Source organism: Rhizobium sp. R339, from assembly GCF_002211395.1.
GTDB lineage: Bacteria > Pseudomonadota > Alphaproteobacteria > Rhizobiales > Rhizobiaceae > Rhizobium.
Window position 1 is genome coordinate 721,695 of record NZ_LOKV01000001.1, and the last position, 20,320, is coordinate 742,014.

Below are 20,320 nucleotides of genomic sequence, written 5' to 3' on the forward strand. Positions count from 1 at the left end.
ACTCGAAACTTGTCAGGGGGACAAGAAAATAGGTCAGTATTGTTGACATAAATTTGCCTGCGTGGTCTGGTGGCAAGGCTAAGAAAATACGAGGAAACCCCATGCTGAACTGGGACACCATGTTTGCGTCGCGCTCTTCGCGCATGCGTGCATCCGAAATCCGCGAACTGCTGAAGCTGCTCGACCGGCCCGAGATCATCTCCTTTGCCGGCGGTATTCCGGACCCGGCACTGTTTCCGGATCAGGAATTCAAGCAGGCCTATGCTGATATCTTTTCGAGCGCTGCGGTCAGTTCGGCGCTGCAATATTCGGTCAGCGAAGGCTATAAGCCGCTGCGCGAATGGCTGGTCGGGCAGATGGCGGCGCTCGGCATTGCCTGCGGGCTCGACAATGTCTTCATCGTTTCCGGCTCGCAGCAGGGGCTCGATTATCTCGGGAAGCTGTTCCTGTCGCCCAATGATACGGCGGTGGTGACCTGGCCGACCTATCTCGGCGCGCTGCAGGCCTTCAACGCCTATGAGCCGGCCTACGACCAGCTGACGCCGGGCGGCAACCGGACGCCGGAATCCTATCGTGCCGCGGCTGCTGCTGCCGGCGGCAAGGTGAAGTTCGCCTATCTCTCCGCCGAATTTTCCAATCCGACCGGCGAAGCGGTCGATCTCGCCGGCCGTAAGCGGGTGCTGGCGCTCGCCGAAGAGCTCGATATCGCCGTCATCGAGGATGCGGCTTATCAGTCGCTGCGCTACGACGGCGATCCGATCCCGCCGATCCTGGCGCTCGAAATCGCCGAGAAGGGCCATATCGACGACACCCGCACGATCTATTGCGGCAGCTTCTCCAAGACGCTGGCGCCCGGCCTCCGCGTCGGCTTCATCGTCGCCAATGCGCCCGTCATCCGCAAGCTGGTGCTGATGAAGCAGGCCGCCGACCTGCATTCCTCGACGATCAATCAGATCGCGATCACCCATGTCGCCGAGCGCGGCTTCGACGCGCAGGTCGTCAAGATCAAGGCCGTCTACAGCAAGCGGCGCGACTGCATGCTGGCGGCGCTCGAGAAATACATGCCCAAGGGCACCAACTGGACGAAGCCGGAAGGCGGCATGTTCATCTGGATCACGCTGCCGGAAGGCATGGACGGCGCCAAGCTGCTGGCGAAATCGCTCGAAACCGCCAAGGTCGCCTTCGTGCCCGGCAAAGCCTTCTTCGCCGACGGCTCCGGCGCCAACACCTTCCGCGTCAGCTTCTCCTGCGCCAACGAGCAGATGATCGAGGATGGGATCGGCCGGTTGGGCAAGCTGATTACCGACGAGATCGGCGGGTGATTGTTTGAGAGGGGCTGTGCCGTGTGGCCCCCTCATCCGACCCTTCGGGCCACCAACCGGGGTTGAGCCGCTGGTCTGAACCCGTCCTTCGGACCCCCGCTGGGGAGAAGAGAGGGAGCAAGCCGCTTGCTCCTCCTTTCGATTAACGCGAGACCTTGCCACAACCCCTTCTCCACTGCGGGGAGAAGGTGGCGGCAGCCGGATGAGGGGGCTGCACGGCACGCCCTCTCATCCTCATTCCTGTGCTCGTCACAGGAATCCAGCCACGGCGCGTCCGCGCCGTGAATGACTTCTCCCGCAAAAGAGTTTCCCGCGCCCAAGGACTTGGGCGCACTGGATTCCTGTGACGAGCACAGGAATGAGGCAGGCGAGAGAAGTGCTTCCGCCTTCTTATCTCAGAGAGAGGGTAAGCGTTATCCTTCCATTGTCACACTTTTCGGCAAGCCGGGGAGGCACGCCCAAGTCAAAAGATCGTCGTCCAGCCCTCGTTTGCCGTTTCGCTCCTGCCGTAGCCGACGCGGTCGGCGACCGCTCCGTCGGTGTTGCGCAGGATGATGTCTCCGCCGCGGTTGGCGAGCTGGGGGCCGCCGGCTGCGGCGTTGAGTGCGATGGTGCGGATCTCGCCTGCGGCAAGCGTTCCCGACAGCGTCTGCGTCCGGCCGTTTTCGTCTTCCAGCTTCCAGCCGTCTAGGGATGCCGACATGTCGGAGCGGTTGATCAGCGTCACCGTTTCGGCTTCCGTGCCGCCTGCGCCGTTCACCGGGTTGATCAGCGCGGCGATGATGCGCAGCGACGAGGCGACCACCGGCTGCGGGCGGCGCGTGCCTTCGCCGCGGCCCTGGCCGCCGCGGTTTTCGGAGACGGGATGGCCGGTCTCGGCATCGGTGTTCCAGTTCTGCGACTGGAAGCAGAGGAAGATCGCCGCCCATTCGTCGGTGTCGGTGAAATGGACGAGCAGCGCGCCGTCCTGGTTCGGGCCGTTGGTGGCCTTGAAGCTGCCGCCGTCGCCCTGGTTCATGTGGATGTCGTGGATGCCGTTGCCCGGCTCGAAATGGAAATATTGATCGCGTTTGCCGTGCTCCGGCCCCCAGGCCTCGCCGAAGGCATAGAAATGGATGTCGGGATCGGCGATGCCTTCCTCGACGATCGGCTCGATGAATTCTCTGAGATCGTTCTTCGGGCCGGAGAGCTGGAAGGGCGCGACATCCATATCCTCGCGCTCGATCAGGCCGCCGCGGACATAGTCGATCGCAAGCTCCGGGCGGTCCTTGCGAATGTCGGTCAGGCCCATCGGCAGGGCTTCGAGCGCCTCGGTCAGCGCCTGGTGCTTGAAATCGACGATATTGGCGTAGAGCAGGTCGTGCGGCGACGTCTTCGAGCGGACGTTGAGCGCGATGCGGTAGCTGACGCCTGCCGCCTCGATGCGGATTTCGATATGCGGATCGTTGTCGTCATCGAGGGCGAGCGCGCTCGCCGTACCTTTCAGGACCTTGTAATTCTTCAGCATGAGAACCTCCCTGGCGGTGGCGGGATCTCATGCTAGCACTGATAAAGTGCATCTTTTGTGACGCGTATCCTCCGCCGTGCAATGCCTCGGGGCTATGGCTGGAGATGCGGGCCGAAAAGCTCGAGGTCGGCTTCGCCGAGCCTGTCGCTCGCCGTGTTCAACTGGTGCCAATAAGGGTAGAGGATCGGCGGCAGGCTGACGGCGTCAAGGCGCTTGCGCTCCTCCTCCGTGAGCTTCAGTTCGGCGGCGGCGATGTTGTCGCGGAACTGGGCCTCGGTGCGCCCGCCGATGATGACCGAGGTGACCGCCTTGCGGCCGATCAGCCAGGCGAGCGCCACCTGCGCGGCCGAGACGCCGCGTTCCTCACCGATCGCGACCAAGGTCTCGACGATGTTCCAGAGGCGGTTTTCGTCGCGGATCGGCGGCTCGGTCCAGCCGGCGAACTGGCGGGTGCCTTCGGGGGCTGCCTGATTGCGGCGGTGCTTGCCGGAGAGCAGGCCGCCGGCGAGCGGGCTCCAGACCAGCACGCCGAGGCCCTGGTCGATCGAGATCGGCAGCAGCTCGTATTCGGCGTCGCGGGCTTCGAGCGTATAGTGGATCTGCTGGCTGACGAAGCGCCGGTAGCGGTGCTCGTTGGCGATGCCGAGCGCCTTCATGATGTGCCAGCCGGAATAGTTCGAGCAGCCGACATAACGCACCTTGCCCTGCCGGATCAGCGTGTCGAGCGCTTCCATCGTTTCTTCGAGCGGCGTCTGGCCGTCCCATTCATGCACCTGGTAGAGGTCGATGACATCGGTCCTCAGGCGCTTCAGGCTCGCCTCGCATTCGCGGATCAGGTGGTAGCGCGAGAGGCCGCGGTCGTTCGGGCCGTCGCCCATGCCGAAGCGGGCCTTGGTGGCGAGCAGCACGCCCTGCGGCCGCGTGCCGGCGAGCGCCTCGCCGACGATGTTTTCGCATTCGCCTGACGAATAGACATTGGCGGTGTCGATCAGATTGATGCCGGCGTCGATGCACATGTCGATCATCTTCTTGGCTTCGGAGACGCCGAGATCGCCGACCATCTTCGCCCAGCCGACGCCGCCGAAGGTCATCGTGCCCATGGTCAATGTTGAGATTTTCAGGCCGGAGCGGCCGAGCAGACGATATTCCATAAAAACTCCTCCTTCATCGAAACAGGATTGACGTACCTCAGCGCGGCCGAATGGCAATGGCGGCGTGGTCACGCCTGCGTGAGGCTTAGGCAAGAGTGCGGGCGCCGGCAGTTCGGGCCGCGTTGCGGTGTTGACCAATTGGCGCGTGCCGACAGCAACGGATCGTACAATATGCCAGCGGCTTGTCGACGAAAATCGTCCTGGCGCAGCCTCGCGTCAGGCCTCGTCCTTGTCCTTGCCGTGAATGTTGTCGCGGATCGACGCGATCGTGTCCCGGATCTTGCCGACGGTCTCGGCGTCGAGACCGACGGCTTTGCCGATGCAGTCGAACACATGGGCGGCGCGGCTCTTCAGGGCCAGGCCCTTGCTTGTCAGGCGCAGGAGCACCTGGCGTTCATCGGCGGGATTTCGGTTGCGGGTGACGAGGCCGACATTTTCCAGCCGCTTCAGCAGCGGGGTGAGGGTGCTGGAATCGAGGAAAAGCGTTTCGCCGAGATCCTTCACTGTGCGGTCGTCACGCGCCCACAAAGCGGTCATGACGAGGAACTGCGGATAGGTGAGTTCCATTTCGTCGAGCAAGGGGCGGTAAAGCTGGTTGAAGGCGTGGCCGGCCGAATAGATTGAAAAGCAAAGCATTTCATCGATCTGGGGCACGCCGGCGAGATCATTCGATAGGGTATTTTTCATCACGCTCTCCTATGGCTCCAATATAATTTGTGCGCGATCTGTTTGCAAGCTATTGACGCCGCGGGCGAGACGGATTAATTAGATCGTGTACAAAGAAATCGCCTACAAATTACACGAACACGAGAGCTCGTGAACGCGAACCCGGTTCGGCTCCTGTGACACTCAACCGACGAAAGGAAATGACCAATGTTCAAATTTGCTGCTGCCGTCGCCCTGGCGGGCGCTCTGTTCTCCGGTGCTGCCGCTGCCGAGCCGGCCAAGCCGACCGTCGTCCTCGTCCATGGCGCCTTTGCCGATTCCTCCAGCTGGAACGGCGTCGTCGAGATCCTGCGCAAGGACGGCTTCCCGGTCGTGGCGGCCGCCAATCCGCTGCGCAGCGTTTCCAGCGATGCCGCCTATGTCTCCGACGTCGTCGGCAGCATCGCCGGCCCCGTGGTCCTCGTCGGCCATTCCTATGGAGGGCAGGTGATCTCGGCCGCCGCGAACGGCCACGACAACGTCAAGTCGCTGGTCTATGTCGCGGCCTTCGCGCCCGATGCCGGGGAATCGGTTGCGGATCTCGCCGGCAAGTTTCCGGGCGGAACGCTGAGCGGCGCGCTGGCGGCCCCGGTGAAACTCGCCAGCGGCGGCGTCGAGCTCTATATCGATCAGGCGAAATTCCATGATCAGTTCGCAACCGACGTGCCGGCCGAACAGGCCGCGCTGATGGCGGCCGCCCAACGCCCGGTCACCGAAGCGGCGCTCACCGAAAAATCCGGCGAACCCGCCTGGAAGAAGCTGCCGTCCTGGTTCGTCTACGGCACCGGCGACAAGAACATCCCGGCCGCAGCCCTCGGCTTCATGGCCGAGCGGGCAGGATCGAAGCGCACCGTCGTCGTCGACGGCGCCTCCCACGTCGTGATGGTGTCGCATCCTGACAAGGTTGCCGAACTGATCGAAGAGGCCGCCAAGTAACCTTCTCCGACGGGCCGCGGCGCGCAAGTGCCGCGGCCCGATGCCGGCAAGCGGAGCCTGTCGCCGTCTGTCACATCTCTGTCAACGACCCCTAATAAGGGAGGGGTGACGCAATCCCGAGGACCCCTCCCAATGAAAACGATCGTTTCCGCCGCAGCCCTTCTCGCCGCGAGCCTGCTTGCCATTCCGGCTTCGGCCGCAAACCTCGTTCTCTACACCAGCCAGCCGAACGAAGACGCGCAGGCGACGGTCGACGGCTTCATGGCCGCCAATCCCGATATCAAGGTCGACTGGGTGCGTGACGGCACGCCGAAGATCATCGCCAAGCTGCAGGCCGAGATCCAGGCCGGCAACCCGGTCGCCGACGTGCTCCTGATCGCCGACATGGTGACGCTGGAGCGCCTGAAGGAAGAGGGCAAGCTGCTCGCCTACAAGTCGCCGGAAGCCGCCCAATACGACGCCACGCTCTATGACGCCGACGGCTACTATTATTCGACGAAGCTGATCACCACCGGCATCATGTACAACACCTCGGCCGGCATGAAGCCTGCGAGCTGGAAGGATCTGACCAAGCCGGAAGCCAAGGGCCTCGTCACCATGCCGAGCCCGCTTGCTTCGGGTGCGGCGCTTATCCACGCCCAGACGCTGGCCGCCGTGCCCGGCCTCGGCTGGGATTTCTACAAGTCGCTCGCCGAAAACGGCGCGATCGCCGCAGGCGGCAACGGTGCCGTGCTGAAGTCGGTCGCCTCGGGCGAGAAGGCTTACGGCATGGTCGTCGATTACCTGCCGATCCGCGAGAAGGCCAAGGGCGCGCCCGTCGAATTCGTCTTCCCGAGCGAAGGCGTTTCGGCCGTCACCGAGCCGGTCGGCATCCTCGCCAGCAGCAAAAATGCCGAGGCCGCCAAGAAGTTCGTCGATTACGTGCTCTCCGAAAAGGGCCAGGAAGGTTTCGTCAAGCTCGGCTATATCCCGGCCCGCAACGGCATGAAGCTGCCGGAAGGTTTTCCGGCGCGCGAGACCATCAAGGTCCTGCCGGTCAATGCCGCTGAAGCCCTGAAGAATACCGACCAGGATCTGAAGACCTTCTCGGGCATCTACGGCTCGAACTGATCTCTTCATGCCAGGCTATGTCAGAGCAAGAAACAGCCAGCCCGCCTGGCTGTTTCCCTTTATCGTCATCACCGTGCTCGTCCTCAGCGTGCTGCCGCTCGCCCGCCTTGCCATGGCAGGGATTGCGGCCTTTGCCAGCGGCGGCGTCATCGATGTGCTCGCCGAGCCGTCGCTCTGGCAGGCGACCTATTACACCGTCGTCACCTCCGTTCTCGGCACGATCGTCTCACTTCTCATCGGCTGCCTCTTCGCCTTCCTGCTGACGTTGACGGACATTCCGGGCAAGGGGCCGCTCAGCTTCTTCTTCGTGCTGCCGATGATGATCCCGCCACAGGTGACGGCGCTTGCCTGGGTGCAGATGTCGGGACCATCGAGCCCGCTCTTGAAGGCGCTCGCGATCGCTCCGCCGCTCGGCTCGCCGCAGCCGCTCTATTCGGTCGGCGGCATCGCGCTGCTCTACGGGGTCCAGCACGCGCCGCTCGTCTATCTCGCGCTCCGGGCCGGGCTGATGACGCTGCCGCGCGACGGCGTCGAGGCCGCACGGCTTTCCGGCGCCTCCAGCTTTCGGGTGTTCCGCGACATCATCCTGCCTCTGTCGCTGCCCGGCGTCATCGCAGGCGCGGCGATCTCCTTCGTTTCCTGCACCGGCAATTTCGGCATTCCCGCCATTCTCGGCATTCCGGCCTCGATCTTCACGCTGCCGACGCTCATCTTCACCAAGTTTTCCGCCTTCACCAGCCGCACCTTCGGTGATGTCGCCGTGCTCTCAGGCATCATCGCGATGATTTCGGTGGCGGGCTTGATGATCCAGGACCGGGCGCTCAGAGGCCGCGATTACCGCGTCGTCGGCCTATCGGGGGCGAGTGCGGCCTTCGAGCTCGGCGCCTGGCGGTTCGCGTTCACGCCGCTCCTCTGGGCAATCCTGTTCTTCATGCTCGCCGCTCCCTTCTTCGCGCTCGTCGCCGGCGCGCTGGTGCCGGCCTATGGCGTGCCGCTCACCTTCAAGACCATGTCGCTGCATGCCTTTCAGGAGATCCTGTTCCGGCAGGCGATAACGCGCACCGCCTTCGTCAATTCGCTGTCGCTCGCCGGCGCCACCGCCTTATGTCTCCTGGTGGTGACCGTGCTTACGGCCTATGCGCTGACGCGGCGGAAGGATGCGGTGTCCCGCATCGTCGCCAGCCTGATCGAGATACCCTATTCGCTGCCCGGCATCGTCATGGCGGTCGCCTTCATCCTGGTCTTCGCGGCACCTATCCCCTTCCTCCACATCTCGCTCTACGGCACGATCTGGATCATCCTCATCGCCTATTTCTCCTCCTTCTTCGCCGTCAGCCTGAAACCTGTCGTCAGCGCCTTCCACCACCTCGATCCGGCGCTGGAGGAGGCGGCACGTCTTTCCGGCGCCGGCTTCTTCCGAAGGCTTTCCGATATCATCGTGCCGCTGATTGCGCCTGCCGCCGGCGCTTCCGTCATTCTCGTCTTCCTGATCGCCTGCAACGAGCTGACGATCTCGGCACTGCTCTGGTCGGCGGGCACGCAGACGCTCGGCGTCGCTATCTACAATCTCGACGACAGCGGCAGCTCCGATCTTGCCTCGGCGCTGTCGGTGCTCGTCGTCCTCATGGTCGTGGTCATGATGCTGCTCTTGGAACTCCTGGCGAAACACCTGCCGAAAGGGGTGGTCCCATGGCGAAGCTGATCCTCAACCGGGTGGCCAAGGATTTCGGCACCGGGCGCGCCGCCGTTAGCGATTTCTCGCTCGATGTGCGCGAGGGCGGCTTTCTGGCGCTGCTTGGGCCTTCCGGCTGCGGCAAGACCACGGTTCTGCGCATGATCGCCGGTTTCGAAACGCCCTCCGACGGCTCGATCCATCTCGGCGAGCGGCTGCTGGCCGATGCCGCCCAGTCGCTGCCGCCGGAAAAGCGCAACATGGCGATGGTCTTCCAGTCCTATGCGCTTTGGCCGCATATGAGCGTCGCCGACAATGTCGGCTATCCCCTGAAGGTGCGCGGCATCTCCGGCGACGCCTACCGGGCGAAGGTCGGCGAGGCGCTTTCCACCGTGCGGCTTGCCGATTATGCCGGGCGGCGGCCGGCCGATCTCTCCGGCGGCCAGCGCCAGCGCGTGGCGCTCGCCCGCTGCCTGGTGACTTCGCCCGACGTCGTGCTGCTCGACGAGCCGCTCGCCAATCTCGACCGGCACCTGAAGCAGGAGATGGAAGAGACCTTCCGCGAGTTCCACCAGCGCTCGGGCGCCACGATGATCTATGTCACCCACGACCAGAGCGAAGCGATGGCGCTCGCGACCGACGTCGCCGTCATGTCGGAAGGCCGCCTGCTGCAGGTGGCGCCGCCGGCCGAGATCTATGCCCGGCCGGAAGGCCGCGTTGTCGGCGGCCTGATCGGGCGCGGCGCGATCCTGACGCTGCCTGTCATGGGCGGCGAACGCCAGCTGGAATGGGATGAGTTGCAGGACGCGCTCCAGGCCGCCAACACCGACGGCGCCGATATTCTCGTGCGGCCGGAAGATGTGATCATCGGCGGCGAGGGGGCTCCTGCAACCGTCGAATCCGTGCTGTTCGAGGGCGAGCGTTACGCCGTGAAGCTGATCCTCGGCAACGGCCAGACGCTGCGCGCCTACAGCCGCGTGGCCGTCGTGCCTGGTGAAGCCGTGCGCGCCGTCATCCGCGCGGGCTGGCGGCTTTGATGCTGGGTTACGGCTTCAACGGGCAAACGGGCGGTTATTCGCATTTTTCTTGGGTCCGCCGTCTTTCCCTGCCGCGATTGCCGGTTAAGGTACTGCCCTTAACCGGACTCCCGCCATGTCGCTTCGCCTCGCCACCTTCAACGTCGAAAACCTGCTGACCCGTTTCGATTTCACCGGCTTCCGCAACCAGCTGCGCCAGGACCGCGTCATCAAGCTTTTCGAGGTCAATAGCGAGGGCACCTATCAGCAGCTCGAGCAGGCGCGGGTGATCGCCGCCGCTGATGATACCAGGCAGATGACGGCGCTCGCGATCGCCGATGCGGATGCCGATATCCTCTGCCTGCAGGAAATCGACAATATGGCCGCCCTGCACGCCTTCGAATACGGCTATCTCTTCCGCATGGTCGGCAACGGCTATCGCCAGAAATTCCTGGTCGAGGGCAATGACAGCCGCGGCATCGATGTCGCCGTCCTGATGCGCGAGGAAACGCGCGATGGCCAGAAGATCGAAGTCAGGGACATCAGAAGCCATGCGATGACGACCTATCGCGACTTCGATCTGTTCGGCGAGGACCTGGCGCTGACCAACCGCATCGACGACAAGATCTTCAAGCGCGATTGCCTGGAGCTCGATCTTCTGATCGGCGGCCGGCCGTTCTCGCTCTATGTCGTGCATTTCAAATCGATGGGCAATCCGCGCGACGGGCTCGACGGGCGCCAGTCGACCATGCCGATCCGCCGCGCCGAGGCGCGCGCCGTGCGCCGTATCATCGAGGACCGCTTCGGGGCCGAACATACGGCCAAGAAGAGTTTCGCCATCTGCGGCGACATGAACGATTACCAGGAGCGCGTCGACGTCATCGGCCGGCGCGGCACCGAGTATCGCTTCGAACATCATGACGAGGCCGAAAGCGCCCTCGACGTCTTCAGCCATGACGGCTTTGCCGAAAACGTCGTGCGCCGCCGCAGCCCGCTCGACCGCTGGACGCTCTATCACAGCCGCGGGCCGCAGGAGCAGTGGCTCTGCCAGCTCGATTATCTCTGGCTTTCGCCCGCACTTGCCGCCCATAATGCCGGACGCCTGCCCGAAATCATCCGCAGCGGCCAACCCTATCGCACCATCTTTCCGCCGGGCCAGGAGGTGGAGCGTTATCCCCGCACCGGCTGGGACCGGCCGAAGGCCTCCGACCATTGCCCTGTCGTCATGACACTGGATCTTCCCTGAAAGCGAACATGAAAACCAATTTGAGCATGAATTTCGAAAGCAGCGATTTTTCCGACGAGTTCGCCGGCTGGCCGCCGGAAGCGACCGTCTTCCCGATCGCCGGCGTCGATTTGCGGGTGCTGCCCGGCACCCATCCCTTCGTCGCCGCCGAGGAGGCGGCGATCCGCGAGAACTGGGCGAGGGAGACTGCCGCCAACCCGGCGCTGTTCGATGGCCGCCTGATCTTCCAGCAGCGGCTGACACTGGACGAAAAGGGCATATCCGGCGAAGGCTACGTCACGCCGTTCTCGGCCTTCATGTATTGGCGCCGCCAGCCGCAGCGCCAGGGCGGCATTCACATCTTCGCCTATCCCGTGCTCGAAAGCTCCGACGGCGCGCTGGTGGCGATCCGCATGGGCGCCCACACCGCCAATCCCGGCCAGGTCTATTTCGCCGCCGGCTCGCTGGAGCCGGAAGATATCGTCGACGGCCGCTGCGACATCGAAGCCAATATGCGTCGCGAGGTTCTCGAGGAGACCGGCCTCGACCTTGCCAATTCCGTGGCCGGGCAGGGGCTCTATGCCGCCCACGCCAGGCGCACGGTAACGCTCATGCGCCTCTTCCGCTTCGACATGACGGCCGACGAGATGGTGGAACGGATCGAAGCGCACATGCTGGTCGCCGAAGACAAGGAAATCGCTGGCGCCGCCGCGATCCGCTCGGCCGATCCCTCCGCCCATCCGTATAATGTCGCCATGCTGCCGGTGATTAGTTGGTATTTCGGGAAGAGGGGTGCGTGAGAGACGGCAGCGGGAGTTCAGCGTCCTTCGAGGCGGCTGCGAGGTGCGGGAATTGTGGATACGGGGTGCCGTGTGGTACCCCTCGGACTTGGTGAAGGAGGCGTGCGCTAAAGGTCTGACCTCGGGGGCGGCATCCTCCAAGGTCCCTCATCCTGAGGCGCGCAGGCCGAAGGCCGGAGCCTCGAAGGACACGTTCCAGCATCGCCTCTTGCGCCCATCGACTGCCGTGGCCGCCCTCGTCCTTCGAGGCCCCTGCGGGGCACCTCAGGATGAGGTCGGAGAGAGGTTGCGGCATCTTCGCCACCCATCATCATCAGCGCGCCGTCCTCCGCATCCCTCGTCCCGACGCCCGCAGGTCAAGGGCCGGAGCCTCGAAGGACAAGCTCCAGCTGCACTCCCTGCATCCATCCGACTTTAGCGCCTTGCACTCGGTCGCGCGGTCGGGCAGGTTGACGGCGCGATGACCGATTCAGGGAGGCCGATGTGGCGCGAAGCTACAGCGTCTATGACGTGTTCACCGATCGAAAGCTTGCGGGCAACCCGCTGGCGGTGATCTTCGACGGAGACGATCTCAGCGACGAGGCGATGCAGGCGATCACCCGGGAGATCAATCTCTCGGAGACGGTGTTCGTGCAGCCTGCGAGCAATCCAGCCTATGCGGCCAAAATCAGGATCTTCACGCCGGGGCGCGAACTGCCCTTTGCTGGACATCCCACAGTCGGCACGGCGATTGCGCTCGCCGAACGCACGCATGGCGCCACCAACCGCGATCTTGTCAGCGTGCTGGAGGAAAATGTCGGGCCGGTGCGCTGTGCCGTCAGGCTGAGGGAGGGCGAGGCGAGCTTTGCCGAATTCGACCTGCCGCGCAAATCGCAGCAGGCCGTCATGCCGCTCGACAAGCTCGGCATGGCCGACGCGCTGTCGCTGAAGGTGACCGAGATCGGCTTCGAAAATCACGTGCCGTCGGTCTGGAGTGCGGGCGTTCCCTTCCTGCTCATTCCGATACACGATGTGGGTGCTGCGCAGCGGGTCGATTTCGATCCGCAGCTCTGGGATAAGATCGTGCCTTTCGCCGATGGCGCGCTCGCCTCGGCTTATGTCTATTGCCGCGGCGGCGTCAATCACGTGGCGAAGTTCCATGCCCGCATGTTCGCAAGCGGCATGGGCATCGTCGAGGACCCGGCGACGGGTTCGGCGGCGGCCGCACTCTCCGGCGCCATCCACCATTTCGACCGGCTGACCGATGGCCATCATCCGATCATGATCGAGCAGGGCGTCGAAATGGGCCGGCCCTCCTTCATCCACCTGCATATCGATGTCGACGGCGGGGCAATCTCCAATGCCCGGATCGGCGGTCAGGCCGTGCGGCTGGCGAGCGGCACGCTCGACCTTTGATTCGACCAGTCGTCCCCGGCGCCTCCGTCAGCCGCCTGAGACGCACTATCACTTTGAATCGGCGCATAATCCCTTCGGAAAATCTCCCCGATTTCAGGCTTTCTGCGTCGCATATCAGCCATGCGCAAAAATCTTTGAGATTAACCAAAGAATTTTCGCCGATGCGCTGGACAAGCCTGCCGATCCTGTTTATACGCCCCGTCACACCGCGCAGCCAAGCGCGGACGGGTGATTAGCTCAGTTGGTAGAGCAGCTGACTCTTAATCAGCGGGTCGTAGGTTCGAGCCCTACATCACCCACCAAATCTCTTGAAAAGATTAATATATTAGAATTCAGGCCGAACCTTCGGCCTGTTGAAAGTCTTCGGCGACGAGCGGCTTATTTCGATTATCCGCCGCACTGGCCGCATCGAACCGCGCGCCCTATCTCCTTTCTGCAAAACCGGGGACTTCCATGAAAAGCGTCATCTTCGCGCTCGCCTTGTTGCTGCCGCTGCCGACTTTTGCCGCCGGGGTGAGGGAAGTCAAAGCCAACGAACATAGCTGCGGCGAGATTGCGCAGATCATTCGTGAGAACAAGAAGGTCTTCGTTCGGGTCGGTTTCGGCGGGCGCAGCTTTCGTTTTCCGCCGGCGCAGTGCGGCCCGGGCGACAAGCGCGTCACGACCAGTTTTCGCGATGCGGGCGGAAAGCAATGCGTTCTCGACTATGCCTGTGTCTACGATCCGGCGTCGCTCTATAATTTTCCATAGGAGGCTTCTCAGCACACTGCTCTATTGACTCTGCCGTGATATGGAACAAAATAGGAACAAGCTCCCGGTGAACCGGAACTTATTCCTAAGGAAGTCCAATGGCCGAGGAACTTGCCCTTCATGTCGAGATCCCGGAAACGGCCGGGTGTCCGCCTCTGGAGGTGGATCTGGCAGCCTCTGTCCTCAGGGCCCACAACGGCGATGCGCTCGCGGCTATCTGCAATCTTCTTGCCGACGCCGACTTCTTGCGAGATCAGCTTTTCATTGCGAGCAGCCTCATGTCCAAGGGTATCGGGCGTGGCTGGAAGCCGCGATACGAGCGCCTGGCGCCATGAAGCACCAAAAGGGCATAGATCTTGTCCGGGCGGGCGCCGATGCGGGCTATACGGTCAACGAAGGCAGCCGCCGGGGATCGTCCGCGTCCAAAGCCCTGGGGTCCGACGCCCGACGGACGGCGGTGATTGCAAGAGCAGAAGCGGCGGCGGCGTATCAAGGCCACTCAGGTGGCAGGCTGACCTTCGACCAGCTTCAAGAGCGGGACGGCCTCGGCGGCAGGTGTGCCGCATGCCGACATAGAGGTGCGCTCGATTGCCGGGCGCTCGCACGGCGGTTCGGAGGAGGGGCGGTGATTGATACGCTGGCGCCGAGGCTGCGCTGCTCATCGTGCGGCAATAAGGGCAACAACGGATGGCTGATGGTTAGGCGGCATGATGCAGTGAAAACTGACCGTGCTACGCTATAGCCAACGTACTGGGCGTTGAGACGTCGCCTCTCTGAATCCTGTGATTGAAAATTTTGTCCAGCCGACTTGACTCTCTAAGGATTTGGAACAAAATAAGAACACAACCGTGAAGCTAAGCAGGGTAAGGTTAAGATTGGAAAGCTGAGGAACATGTGGTTTAGGCGGCTGCCGGCAGAACCATGAGCAAGCCTTGTGCTCTCCCATCAGGAGTCGAGTATGAAAAGCGTTGTTCTGGCCGTTGCGTTGCTGTTTCCGTCGGCCGTCCTTGCTGCGGAGGCAGTGGAGGTCAATGCCAGGGATCACAGCTGCGAGGAGCTTTCGCAGATCATCCGTCAGGAGAAGAGGGTCTTCATCCGTATGGGCTTCGGCGGCCGCAGTTTCCGCTATCCGCCGGCGCGGTGCAATCTGGGGGACAAGTACGACATTGCGCGGGTGAGGGATGCCAGCCGCAAGCTCTGCGTCCTCGACTATCAGTGCGTCTACGACCCTCAGTCCTTCTATAACAGAATTCCCAAGTAGTCCTTTCGCGAGCCCAAAATCGCCAGTCTGTCGCGCCCGAGAGGGCGCGAACGGGATCGGCTTGTCCACGGTCTGAGGGCGAGTGGGCCGAAGGGATGGGAAAGAATGAGATCAACTTTGGCAGAGGTTGAATCGATCAACCTCCATTTTGGGAGACTATCATGCGTAAGTTGGTTTTTGTGGTAGCGATGCTGATGTCGGGCGAGACTTTTGCCGGCTGCGAGCTCATCTCCAGCCCGTGCTGGACGCAAGGGCGCGACACCTACACGATGGAGCGGAATTCCGGCGGCAGCTACAACACCTATCGCAACGGCGATCCCTATTCGCAGACGCAACAGACCCTCGGCGGCACCTACCGCGAGACCGTCTACGGCGGCGGCTCGCGCACCTATAATTACGATCCGTATAAGGGGACCGACGGCAAGAAGAGCAAAAGCGGCTGGTAACCCGCAGGCTCGGCATCGGTGTCGAGGGCAAGAAAAAAGGCCGGGCGAAACTCGCACCGACCTTCCTCGATTTGTCTCAATGACGGCTGCCAGTACCTCCGTGGTCAGCCGCCAGAGACAATCTCTATGAGCTGTAGATAAGCGCGGATTGCGGTTATTCAAGGGCTGGCCGCAGAAAAGAGGTGGCGCCGGTCGTGTGAGGCTGAAACCCCAGATCGCCGAAAACGACGAGCATGTTCAACGCATAGATCCTCCTTGGCGTGTCCCATCGGATACGCCAAGGAGGCATCTAACGCGGCTTCCCTCGACCGGGCAGCGGTTACTGCTGGGCAGGAGCAGCCGGCGGAGTGGCCGGTGCGGGTGCCGGAGCAGGCGTTGCGCTGTTATCGGCCGGAGCCATCGGCGTTGCCGGGGCGGGGGCCGGTGTGGACTGGGTCGTGGAGGCTGTCGTATCCGGCGAAGTGCCGGGAGGTGTGCTGCTCCACTGCGAATAGGCGAACGCAGCAACAGCGATCACGGCCAATGCAGCGACCCAGACAACCCACGTATTGCTGGTGCGCGTAGTCGGCGTGGTGCGCAGATCCAGATTCGGATTCAGCGGGCGGTTGGGATCGTTGGCATTATTGGGGTCGTACGTCATGGTACTTTCTCCTCTTTCGGTGATGAATAAATGAGCGAACGAGGTTTTTGTTCCATTCTGGGGCCGGAGGCCCTTGTTATCAGGGCTTTTCCGGCTGTTCTTGCCTCGCTTGGGCTGAGCAAAGTCAAGCAGCGACTATGTGCCGTGCAGCCCCCTCATCTGCCTGCCGGCATCGACCTGGGTCGAGCCACGCGTCTCGCCCCGTCCTTCGGACCCCCGCTGGGGAGAAGGGACTCGTGGCGGCGTCTTGCCCTTCTTGAAGGCATCGTTTGTGGACGCAGAGTTCTCGGCTTGTCCGCTTCTCCCCTCGGGGAGAAGATGCCGGCAGGCAGATGAGGGGGCCACACGGCACGTCCTCCGTTGCTTTTCGCTTCGCCTTGAGCGGCAAGCGAAAGGCGATTGACCAGATGATGCCAGAAGAGGTCGGTGGCCAGCATGCAGACAGTATCGTCGCATGCGCTTGACACAACGGAGGCAGTTTGCGCATGATTTTCTTCTGGGGTTGCGATCACCCCACGAGGCGACATGCTGAAGAATCGCGTCCGGTAAAACCCGATCAACGGAGGGACGCGTCATGCCGTCATTTCTCGAAATATCTCCCGACAAGCTCAGCCGCCTCATCGGCACTCCCGGTGCGCCCCGCATCATCGACGTCCGCACCGAGGAGGATTTTGCGCTCGATCCGCGCCTGGTGCCGGGCTCGATTCGGCGCGGCCATGCCGACGTCGCCTCCTGGGCGGGCGAAATCGATGCCAATGCCGTCGTCGTGGTCTGCCAGAGGGGCGCCAAGCTCAGCCATGGTGTCGCCGCCTATCTCAGACATGCCGGGATCGAGGCCGAAACGCTCGAAGGCGGTTTCGAAGCCTGGGTCGCGGCCGGGCCTGCGGTGCCGGAGAAGAAGCTGCCGCGCCGCGACGGGCAGGGGCGCACGGTCTGGGTGACGCGGGCACGGCCGAAGATCGACCGCATCGCCTGTCCCTGGCTGATCCGCCGCTTCGTCGATCCGAACGCCGTGTTCCTGTTCGTGCCGACGCCGGAGGTTCTGGCCGTCGGCGAGCGCTTCGCCGCCGAGCCGTTCGATATCGAGGACGTGTTCTGGAGCCATTGCGGCGAACTCTGCACCTTCGACGTCATGGTCGATGAGTTCGGACTGGCGTCCCAGCCGCTGCTGCGCCTGGCGACGATCGTCAGGGCTGCGGATACGGCAAGGCTCGATCTTGCGCCGGAGGCGGCAGGCCTGCTGGCGGCCTCGCTCGGCCTTTCCAGAATGTATTCCGACGATCTGGAGCAGCTCGAGGCTGGCATGCTTCTCTACGACGCCTTCTTCCGCTGGTGCCGCGATGCGACCGAGGAAACCCACAACTGGCCCGCACCGAAGAAGAGGGCATGAGATGGTCGAGATGACGGAAAATGCGCCCGCCGGGCAGGCGGGGAAGAAAGATGCGGGCAAGGGGCATCATCACGGGGTCCCGTTCGCAGAAGCGTTTCGCGTGTGGCTGCGCGTTGCCGCGCTCAGCTTCGGCGGCCCGGCCGGCCAGATCGCCGTCATGCACCGGATCATCGTCGACGAGAAGCGGTGGATCGGCGAGCACCGTTTCCTGCATGCCCTGAATTACTGCATGCTGCTTCCCGGGCCCGAGGCGCAGCAGCTCGCCGTCTATATCGGCTGGCTGATGCACCGGACATGGGGAGGGCTCGTCGCCGGCGTGCTCTTCGTGCTGCCGGGGTTCCTGTCGATCCTCGCCCTCAGCTATATCTATGCGGCCTATGGCAGCGTCGGCATCGTCGCCGGCCTGTTCTTCGGGCTGAAGGCGGCCGTGCTTGCCGTCGTCGTTCAGGCCGTCATCCGCATCGGCGGCCGGGCGCTGAGAAACCGCGTCATGCTTGCGCTTGCGGCCGCGGCCTTCATCGCCATCTTCTTCTTCCACGTGCCGTTCCCGCTGATCGTGCTTTCCGCGGCCATCGCCGGCTATCTCGGCGGCCGCCTCGGCCTCGAGGCCTTCAGCCCGGGCGGCGGCCACAAGGCAGCGGGTGGTCCGGTGCTGTCGGACGCTGACTCGGCGCTCGGCGAGGGCATCCCCGATCATGCGCGCCCCAACCTCGCCTGGTCGCTCGGCATCTCGGCAGCGCTGCTCGCCCTCTGGCTCGTGCCCGTCGCAGCGCTTTACTTAGTCCTCGGCCCGGGCGACGTCTTCAGCCAGATCGGCCTGTTCTTCAGCAAGATGGCGGTCGTCACCTTCGGCGGGGCCTATGCCGCGCTCGCCTATGTCGCGCAGGAGGCCGTGCAGCACTTCGGCTGGCTGAAGCCGGGCGAGATGCTCGATGGCCTCGGCATGGCCGAGACGACGCCGGGGCCGCTGATCATGGTGCTGCAGTTCGTCGGCTTCATGGGCGCCTTTCGCAATCCGGGTTCGCTCGATCCGATGCTTGCCGCCACGCTTGCGGCGGTCCTGACGACCTGGGTGACCTTCGTGCCCTGTTTCCTCTGGATCTTCCTCGGCGCGCCCTTCATCGAAAAACTGCGCGGCAATGTGGCGCTCGCCGGCGCCATGTCGGCGATCACGGCGGCGGTGGTCGGCGTCATCCTCAACCTCGCCATCTGGTTCGGCCTGCACACCTTGTTTGCCGAGGTCGCGTCGGTGAATTTCGGCAGCCTGCGGCTCGATATCCCGGTGCTGCAATCGGCCGTGCCGGCGGCAATGGCGCTCTCTGCCGCCGCCGCCATCGCGATCTTCCGCTTCAAGACCTCGGTCATCACGACGCTGATGGCCTGCGCGATCGCGGGAATGCTCTGGACGCTGGCAATGGGTTAGCTAACGGCCCCATCCGCCGGGACGCGCGTCGCCAGGATCTTGTCGATGCGCATGCCGTCCATGTCGATCACTTCGAAGCGCCAGTCTTCGAAGAGGAAGATTTCGCCGGTTTCGGGAATGTGCTGGAGCTGATGCAGCGCAAAGCCCGCCAGCGTGTGGAAATCGGCGTCGGGTCGGTCCTTGAGGCCGAGGCGCTCGAAGGCGTCGAAGGCCGGCATCATCGCGTCGATCAGCAGCGAGCCGTCGTCGCGGATGATGATGTCGGGTTCCTCGTCCGCCCCCGGCAGGTCGCCGGCGATGGCTTCCAGCAGGTCGGTCTGGGTGACGATGCCTTCGAGGCTGCCATATTCGTCGATGACGATGGCAAGGCGCACGGGCGAGGCCTTGAAGGCGTCGATCACGCGGACGACCTTGGTGCCCTCGTGCAGCACCAGCGGCTGCTTGATCACATCCATCGGCCGCACCCTGCCGCCGTCGAGCACCTGATCGAGAAGGTCTTTCTTCAGCACCATGCCGATCGGTTCGTCGATCGAGCCGCGGGCGACCAGCAGCTGCTCATGGCCGCATTCGCGGATGGTCTTCAGGATCTCGGCCTCGCTATCGTCGGCGTCGAACCATTCGATATCGAGGCGCGGCGTCATGATGTCGGAGATCGGCCGCTCGCCGATGTTGAAGACCCGCTCGACGAGCTGCTGCTGCACCGGGTTGAGAAGGCCGGCCTCCTGGCTCTCGGCGACGAGCAGTTTCAGCTCCTGCGGCGAGTGAAAGGAGGATTCCCCGGTTCCGGCGCGAAGCCCGACCGCCTTCAGCACGAGGTTGCCGAGACCGTTCAGCGTGAAGATCGCCGGCTTGAACAGCACGAGGAAAAGGCCGAGCGGGCGCACGACGGCAAGCGAAGTGGCTTCGCTGCGCTGAAGCGCCAGGCTTTTCGGCGCGAGTTCCCCGAGCACGATATGCAGCGCGGTGATGATGACGAAGGCGATGACGACGGCAACCGTATGCGCCCCGGTCGTCGCCCAGGGTTGAGGCAGGAAAGAGAGCAGGGGCTCGATCAGATGGGCAAGTGCCGGCTCGCCGACCCAGCCGAGCGCCAGCGAGGAGATGGTGATGCCGAGCTGGGTGGCTGCGAGGTTGGAGTCGAGATTGTCGACGGCGCGCTGCAAGGCGGTGGCATTCATCCGGCCTGCCGCGACAAGCTCTGCGACACGGCTGCGCCGGACGGAAACCAGCGCGAATTCAGCGGCGACGAAAAAGCCATTGGCGGCCACGAGAAAGAACACGGCGAATACCCCGACGAAGTCGAAGAGCCCACCCGCGGATTCGGACATGTTTTCCTTACCTCTGAATTGACGCGAGTCCGAAACTACACGCTCGCACACTGCTGACAAGGCGCAGCCGGTATTCTTTCCGGTAGGGAAGGGGTCGGCCTAGCCGTGTTTTGAGGCCTGCTGTTCCATTGGATATCGCTTCGGCGTGCCGCGCCACCGATCGCAGTTGCCGGAGCCCTGAGGTCTCCGGCGAACGAGGCTGTGACCTCTCTCCGACCACATCCTGAGGCGCCCCGCAGGGGC

Annotated in this window: 19 protein-coding genes and 1 tRNA gene; 15 read left to right on the top strand and 5 right to left on the bottom strand. The window is 63.4% G+C overall.

The window, feature by feature from the left end:
- The first annotated feature begins 101 nt into the window (after window positions 1-101).
- Complete coding sequence (locus tag ATY76_RS03505; protein WP_088673365.1) at window positions 102-1,322, top strand: PLP-dependent aminotransferase family protein; 1,221 nt, start codon at window positions 102-104, stop codon at window positions 1,320-1,322.
- 463 nt (window positions 1,323-1,785) lie between these two features.
- Here ATY76_RS03505 and ATY76_RS03510 read toward each other — a convergent pair whose 3' ends face one another.
- From ATY76_RS03510 to ATY76_RS03520, 3 genes are all read right to left on the bottom strand, one after another.
- Window positions 1,786-2,829 (bottom strand): DUF2278 family protein, encoded by a 1,044-nt coding sequence (locus tag ATY76_RS03510; protein WP_088673366.1) that lies wholly within the window; start codon window positions 2,827-2,829, stop codon window positions 1,786-1,788.
- A 92-nt stretch (window positions 2,830-2,921) separates the two neighbouring features.
- On the bottom strand, window positions 2,922-3,980 hold the full coding sequence (locus tag ATY76_RS03515; protein ID WP_088673367.1) for an aldo/keto reductase: 1,059 nt from the start codon (window positions 3,978-3,980) through the stop codon (window positions 2,922-2,924).
- A gap of 216 nt (window positions 3,981-4,196) precedes the next feature.
- Window positions 4,197-4,667, bottom strand: a complete 471-nt coding sequence (locus ATY76_RS03520; protein WP_088673368.1) for a MarR family winged helix-turn-helix transcriptional regulator — start codon at window positions 4,665-4,667, stop codon at window positions 4,197-4,199.
- 186 nt (window positions 4,668-4,853) lie between these two features.
- Between ATY76_RS03520 and ATY76_RS03525 the strand changes: the two genes are divergently transcribed.
- The 12 genes from ATY76_RS03525 to ATY76_RS03580 all read left to right on the top strand — a co-directional run bounded on the left by ATY76_RS03525 (window position 4,854) and on the right by ATY76_RS03580 (window position 15,296).
- Entirely contained in the window at window positions 4,854-5,621 is a 768-nt protein-coding gene (locus ATY76_RS03525; RefSeq protein ID WP_088673369.1) for an alpha/beta hydrolase, read from the top strand.
- A 132-nt stretch (window positions 5,622-5,753) separates the two neighbouring features.
- Complete coding sequence (locus tag ATY76_RS03530; protein WP_088673370.1) at window positions 5,754-6,731, top strand: ABC transporter substrate-binding protein; 978 nt, start codon at window positions 5,754-5,756, stop codon at window positions 6,729-6,731.
- A 7-nt stretch (window positions 6,732-6,738) separates the two neighbouring features.
- Window positions 6,739-8,433, top strand: a complete 1,695-nt coding sequence (locus ATY76_RS03535; protein ID WP_088673371.1) for an iron ABC transporter permease — start codon at window positions 6,739-6,741, stop codon at window positions 8,431-8,433.
- On the top strand, window positions 8,421-9,440 hold the full coding sequence (locus tag ATY76_RS03540; protein WP_088673372.1) for an ABC transporter ATP-binding protein: 1,020 nt from the start codon (window positions 8,421-8,423) through the stop codon (window positions 9,438-9,440). Before ATY76_RS03535 ends, ATY76_RS03540 begins: the two co-directional genes overlap by 13 nt.
- 115 nt (window positions 9,441-9,555) lie before the next feature.
- A complete protein-coding gene (locus ATY76_RS03545) occupies window positions 9,556-10,665 on the top strand; it encodes an endonuclease/exonuclease/phosphatase family protein (protein ID WP_088673373.1) in 1,110 nt (369 codons plus the stop codon).
- A gap of 8 nt (window positions 10,666-10,673) precedes the next feature.
- A complete protein-coding gene (locus ATY76_RS03550) occupies window positions 10,674-11,444 on the top strand; it encodes an NUDIX hydrolase (protein ID WP_088673374.1) in 771 nt (256 codons plus the stop codon).
- A gap of 483 nt (window positions 11,445-11,927) precedes the next feature.
- Window positions 11,928-12,839, top strand: coding sequence for a PhzF family phenazine biosynthesis protein (locus ATY76_RS03555; RefSeq protein WP_088673375.1), 912 nt, complete (start codon window positions 11,928-11,930; stop codon window positions 12,837-12,839).
- Between the two features lie 226 nt (window positions 12,840-13,065).
- A tRNA-Lys gene (locus ATY76_RS03560) sits at window positions 13,066-13,141 on the top strand.
- A gap of 151 nt (window positions 13,142-13,292) precedes the next feature.
- Window positions 13,293-13,589 (top strand): hypothetical protein, encoded by a 297-nt coding sequence (locus tag ATY76_RS03565; RefSeq protein ID WP_088673376.1) that lies wholly within the window; start codon window positions 13,293-13,295, stop codon window positions 13,587-13,589.
- Between the two features lie 98 nt (window positions 13,590-13,687).
- Complete coding sequence (locus tag ATY76_RS03570) at window positions 13,688-13,924, top strand: hypothetical protein (protein ID WP_245309656.1); 237 nt, start codon at window positions 13,688-13,690, stop codon at window positions 13,922-13,924.
- Window positions 13,925-14,547: 623 nt separating this feature from the next.
- The gene (locus ATY76_RS03575) at window positions 14,548-14,850 is read left to right on the top strand and encodes a hypothetical protein (RefSeq protein WP_088673377.1); all 303 of its coding nucleotides are present in this window, start codon (window positions 14,548-14,550) and stop codon (window positions 14,848-14,850) included.
- A gap of 161 nt (window positions 14,851-15,011) precedes the next feature.
- On the top strand, window positions 15,012-15,296 hold the full coding sequence (locus tag ATY76_RS03580; RefSeq protein ID WP_141104976.1) for a hypothetical protein: 285 nt from the start codon (window positions 15,012-15,014) through the stop codon (window positions 15,294-15,296).
- A gap of 319 nt (window positions 15,297-15,615) precedes the next feature.
- Here ATY76_RS03580 and ATY76_RS03585 read toward each other — a convergent pair whose 3' ends face one another.
- Window positions 15,616-15,936 (bottom strand): hypothetical protein, encoded by a 321-nt coding sequence (locus ATY76_RS03585; RefSeq protein ID WP_088673379.1) that lies wholly within the window; start codon window positions 15,934-15,936, stop codon window positions 15,616-15,618.
- 574 nt (window positions 15,937-16,510) lie between these two features.
- Here ATY76_RS03585 and ATY76_RS03590 point away from each other — a divergent pair.
- Together ATY76_RS03590 and chrA are read left to right on the top strand one after the other, a co-directional pair.
- Window positions 16,511-17,326 carry a sulfurtransferase/chromate resistance protein gene (locus ATY76_RS03590; protein WP_088673380.1) on the top strand — a complete coding sequence of 272 codons (816 nt, stop codon included), beginning with the start codon at window positions 16,511-16,513 and terminating at the stop codon, window positions 17,324-17,326.
- A gap of 1 nt (window position 17,327) precedes the next feature.
- Complete coding sequence (chrA, locus tag ATY76_RS03595) at window positions 17,328-18,749, top strand: chromate efflux transporter (protein WP_088673381.1); 1,422 nt, start codon at window positions 17,328-17,330, stop codon at window positions 18,747-18,749.
- Here chrA and ATY76_RS03600 read toward each other — a convergent pair.
- Window positions 18,746-20,077, bottom strand: a complete 1,332-nt coding sequence (locus ATY76_RS03600) for a hemolysin family protein (RefSeq protein ID WP_088673382.1) — start codon at window positions 20,075-20,077, stop codon at window positions 18,746-18,748. The two genes, chrA and ATY76_RS03600, sit on opposite strands and share 4 nt — an antisense overlap.
- Between the last annotated feature and the right edge of the window lie 243 nt (window positions 20,078-20,320).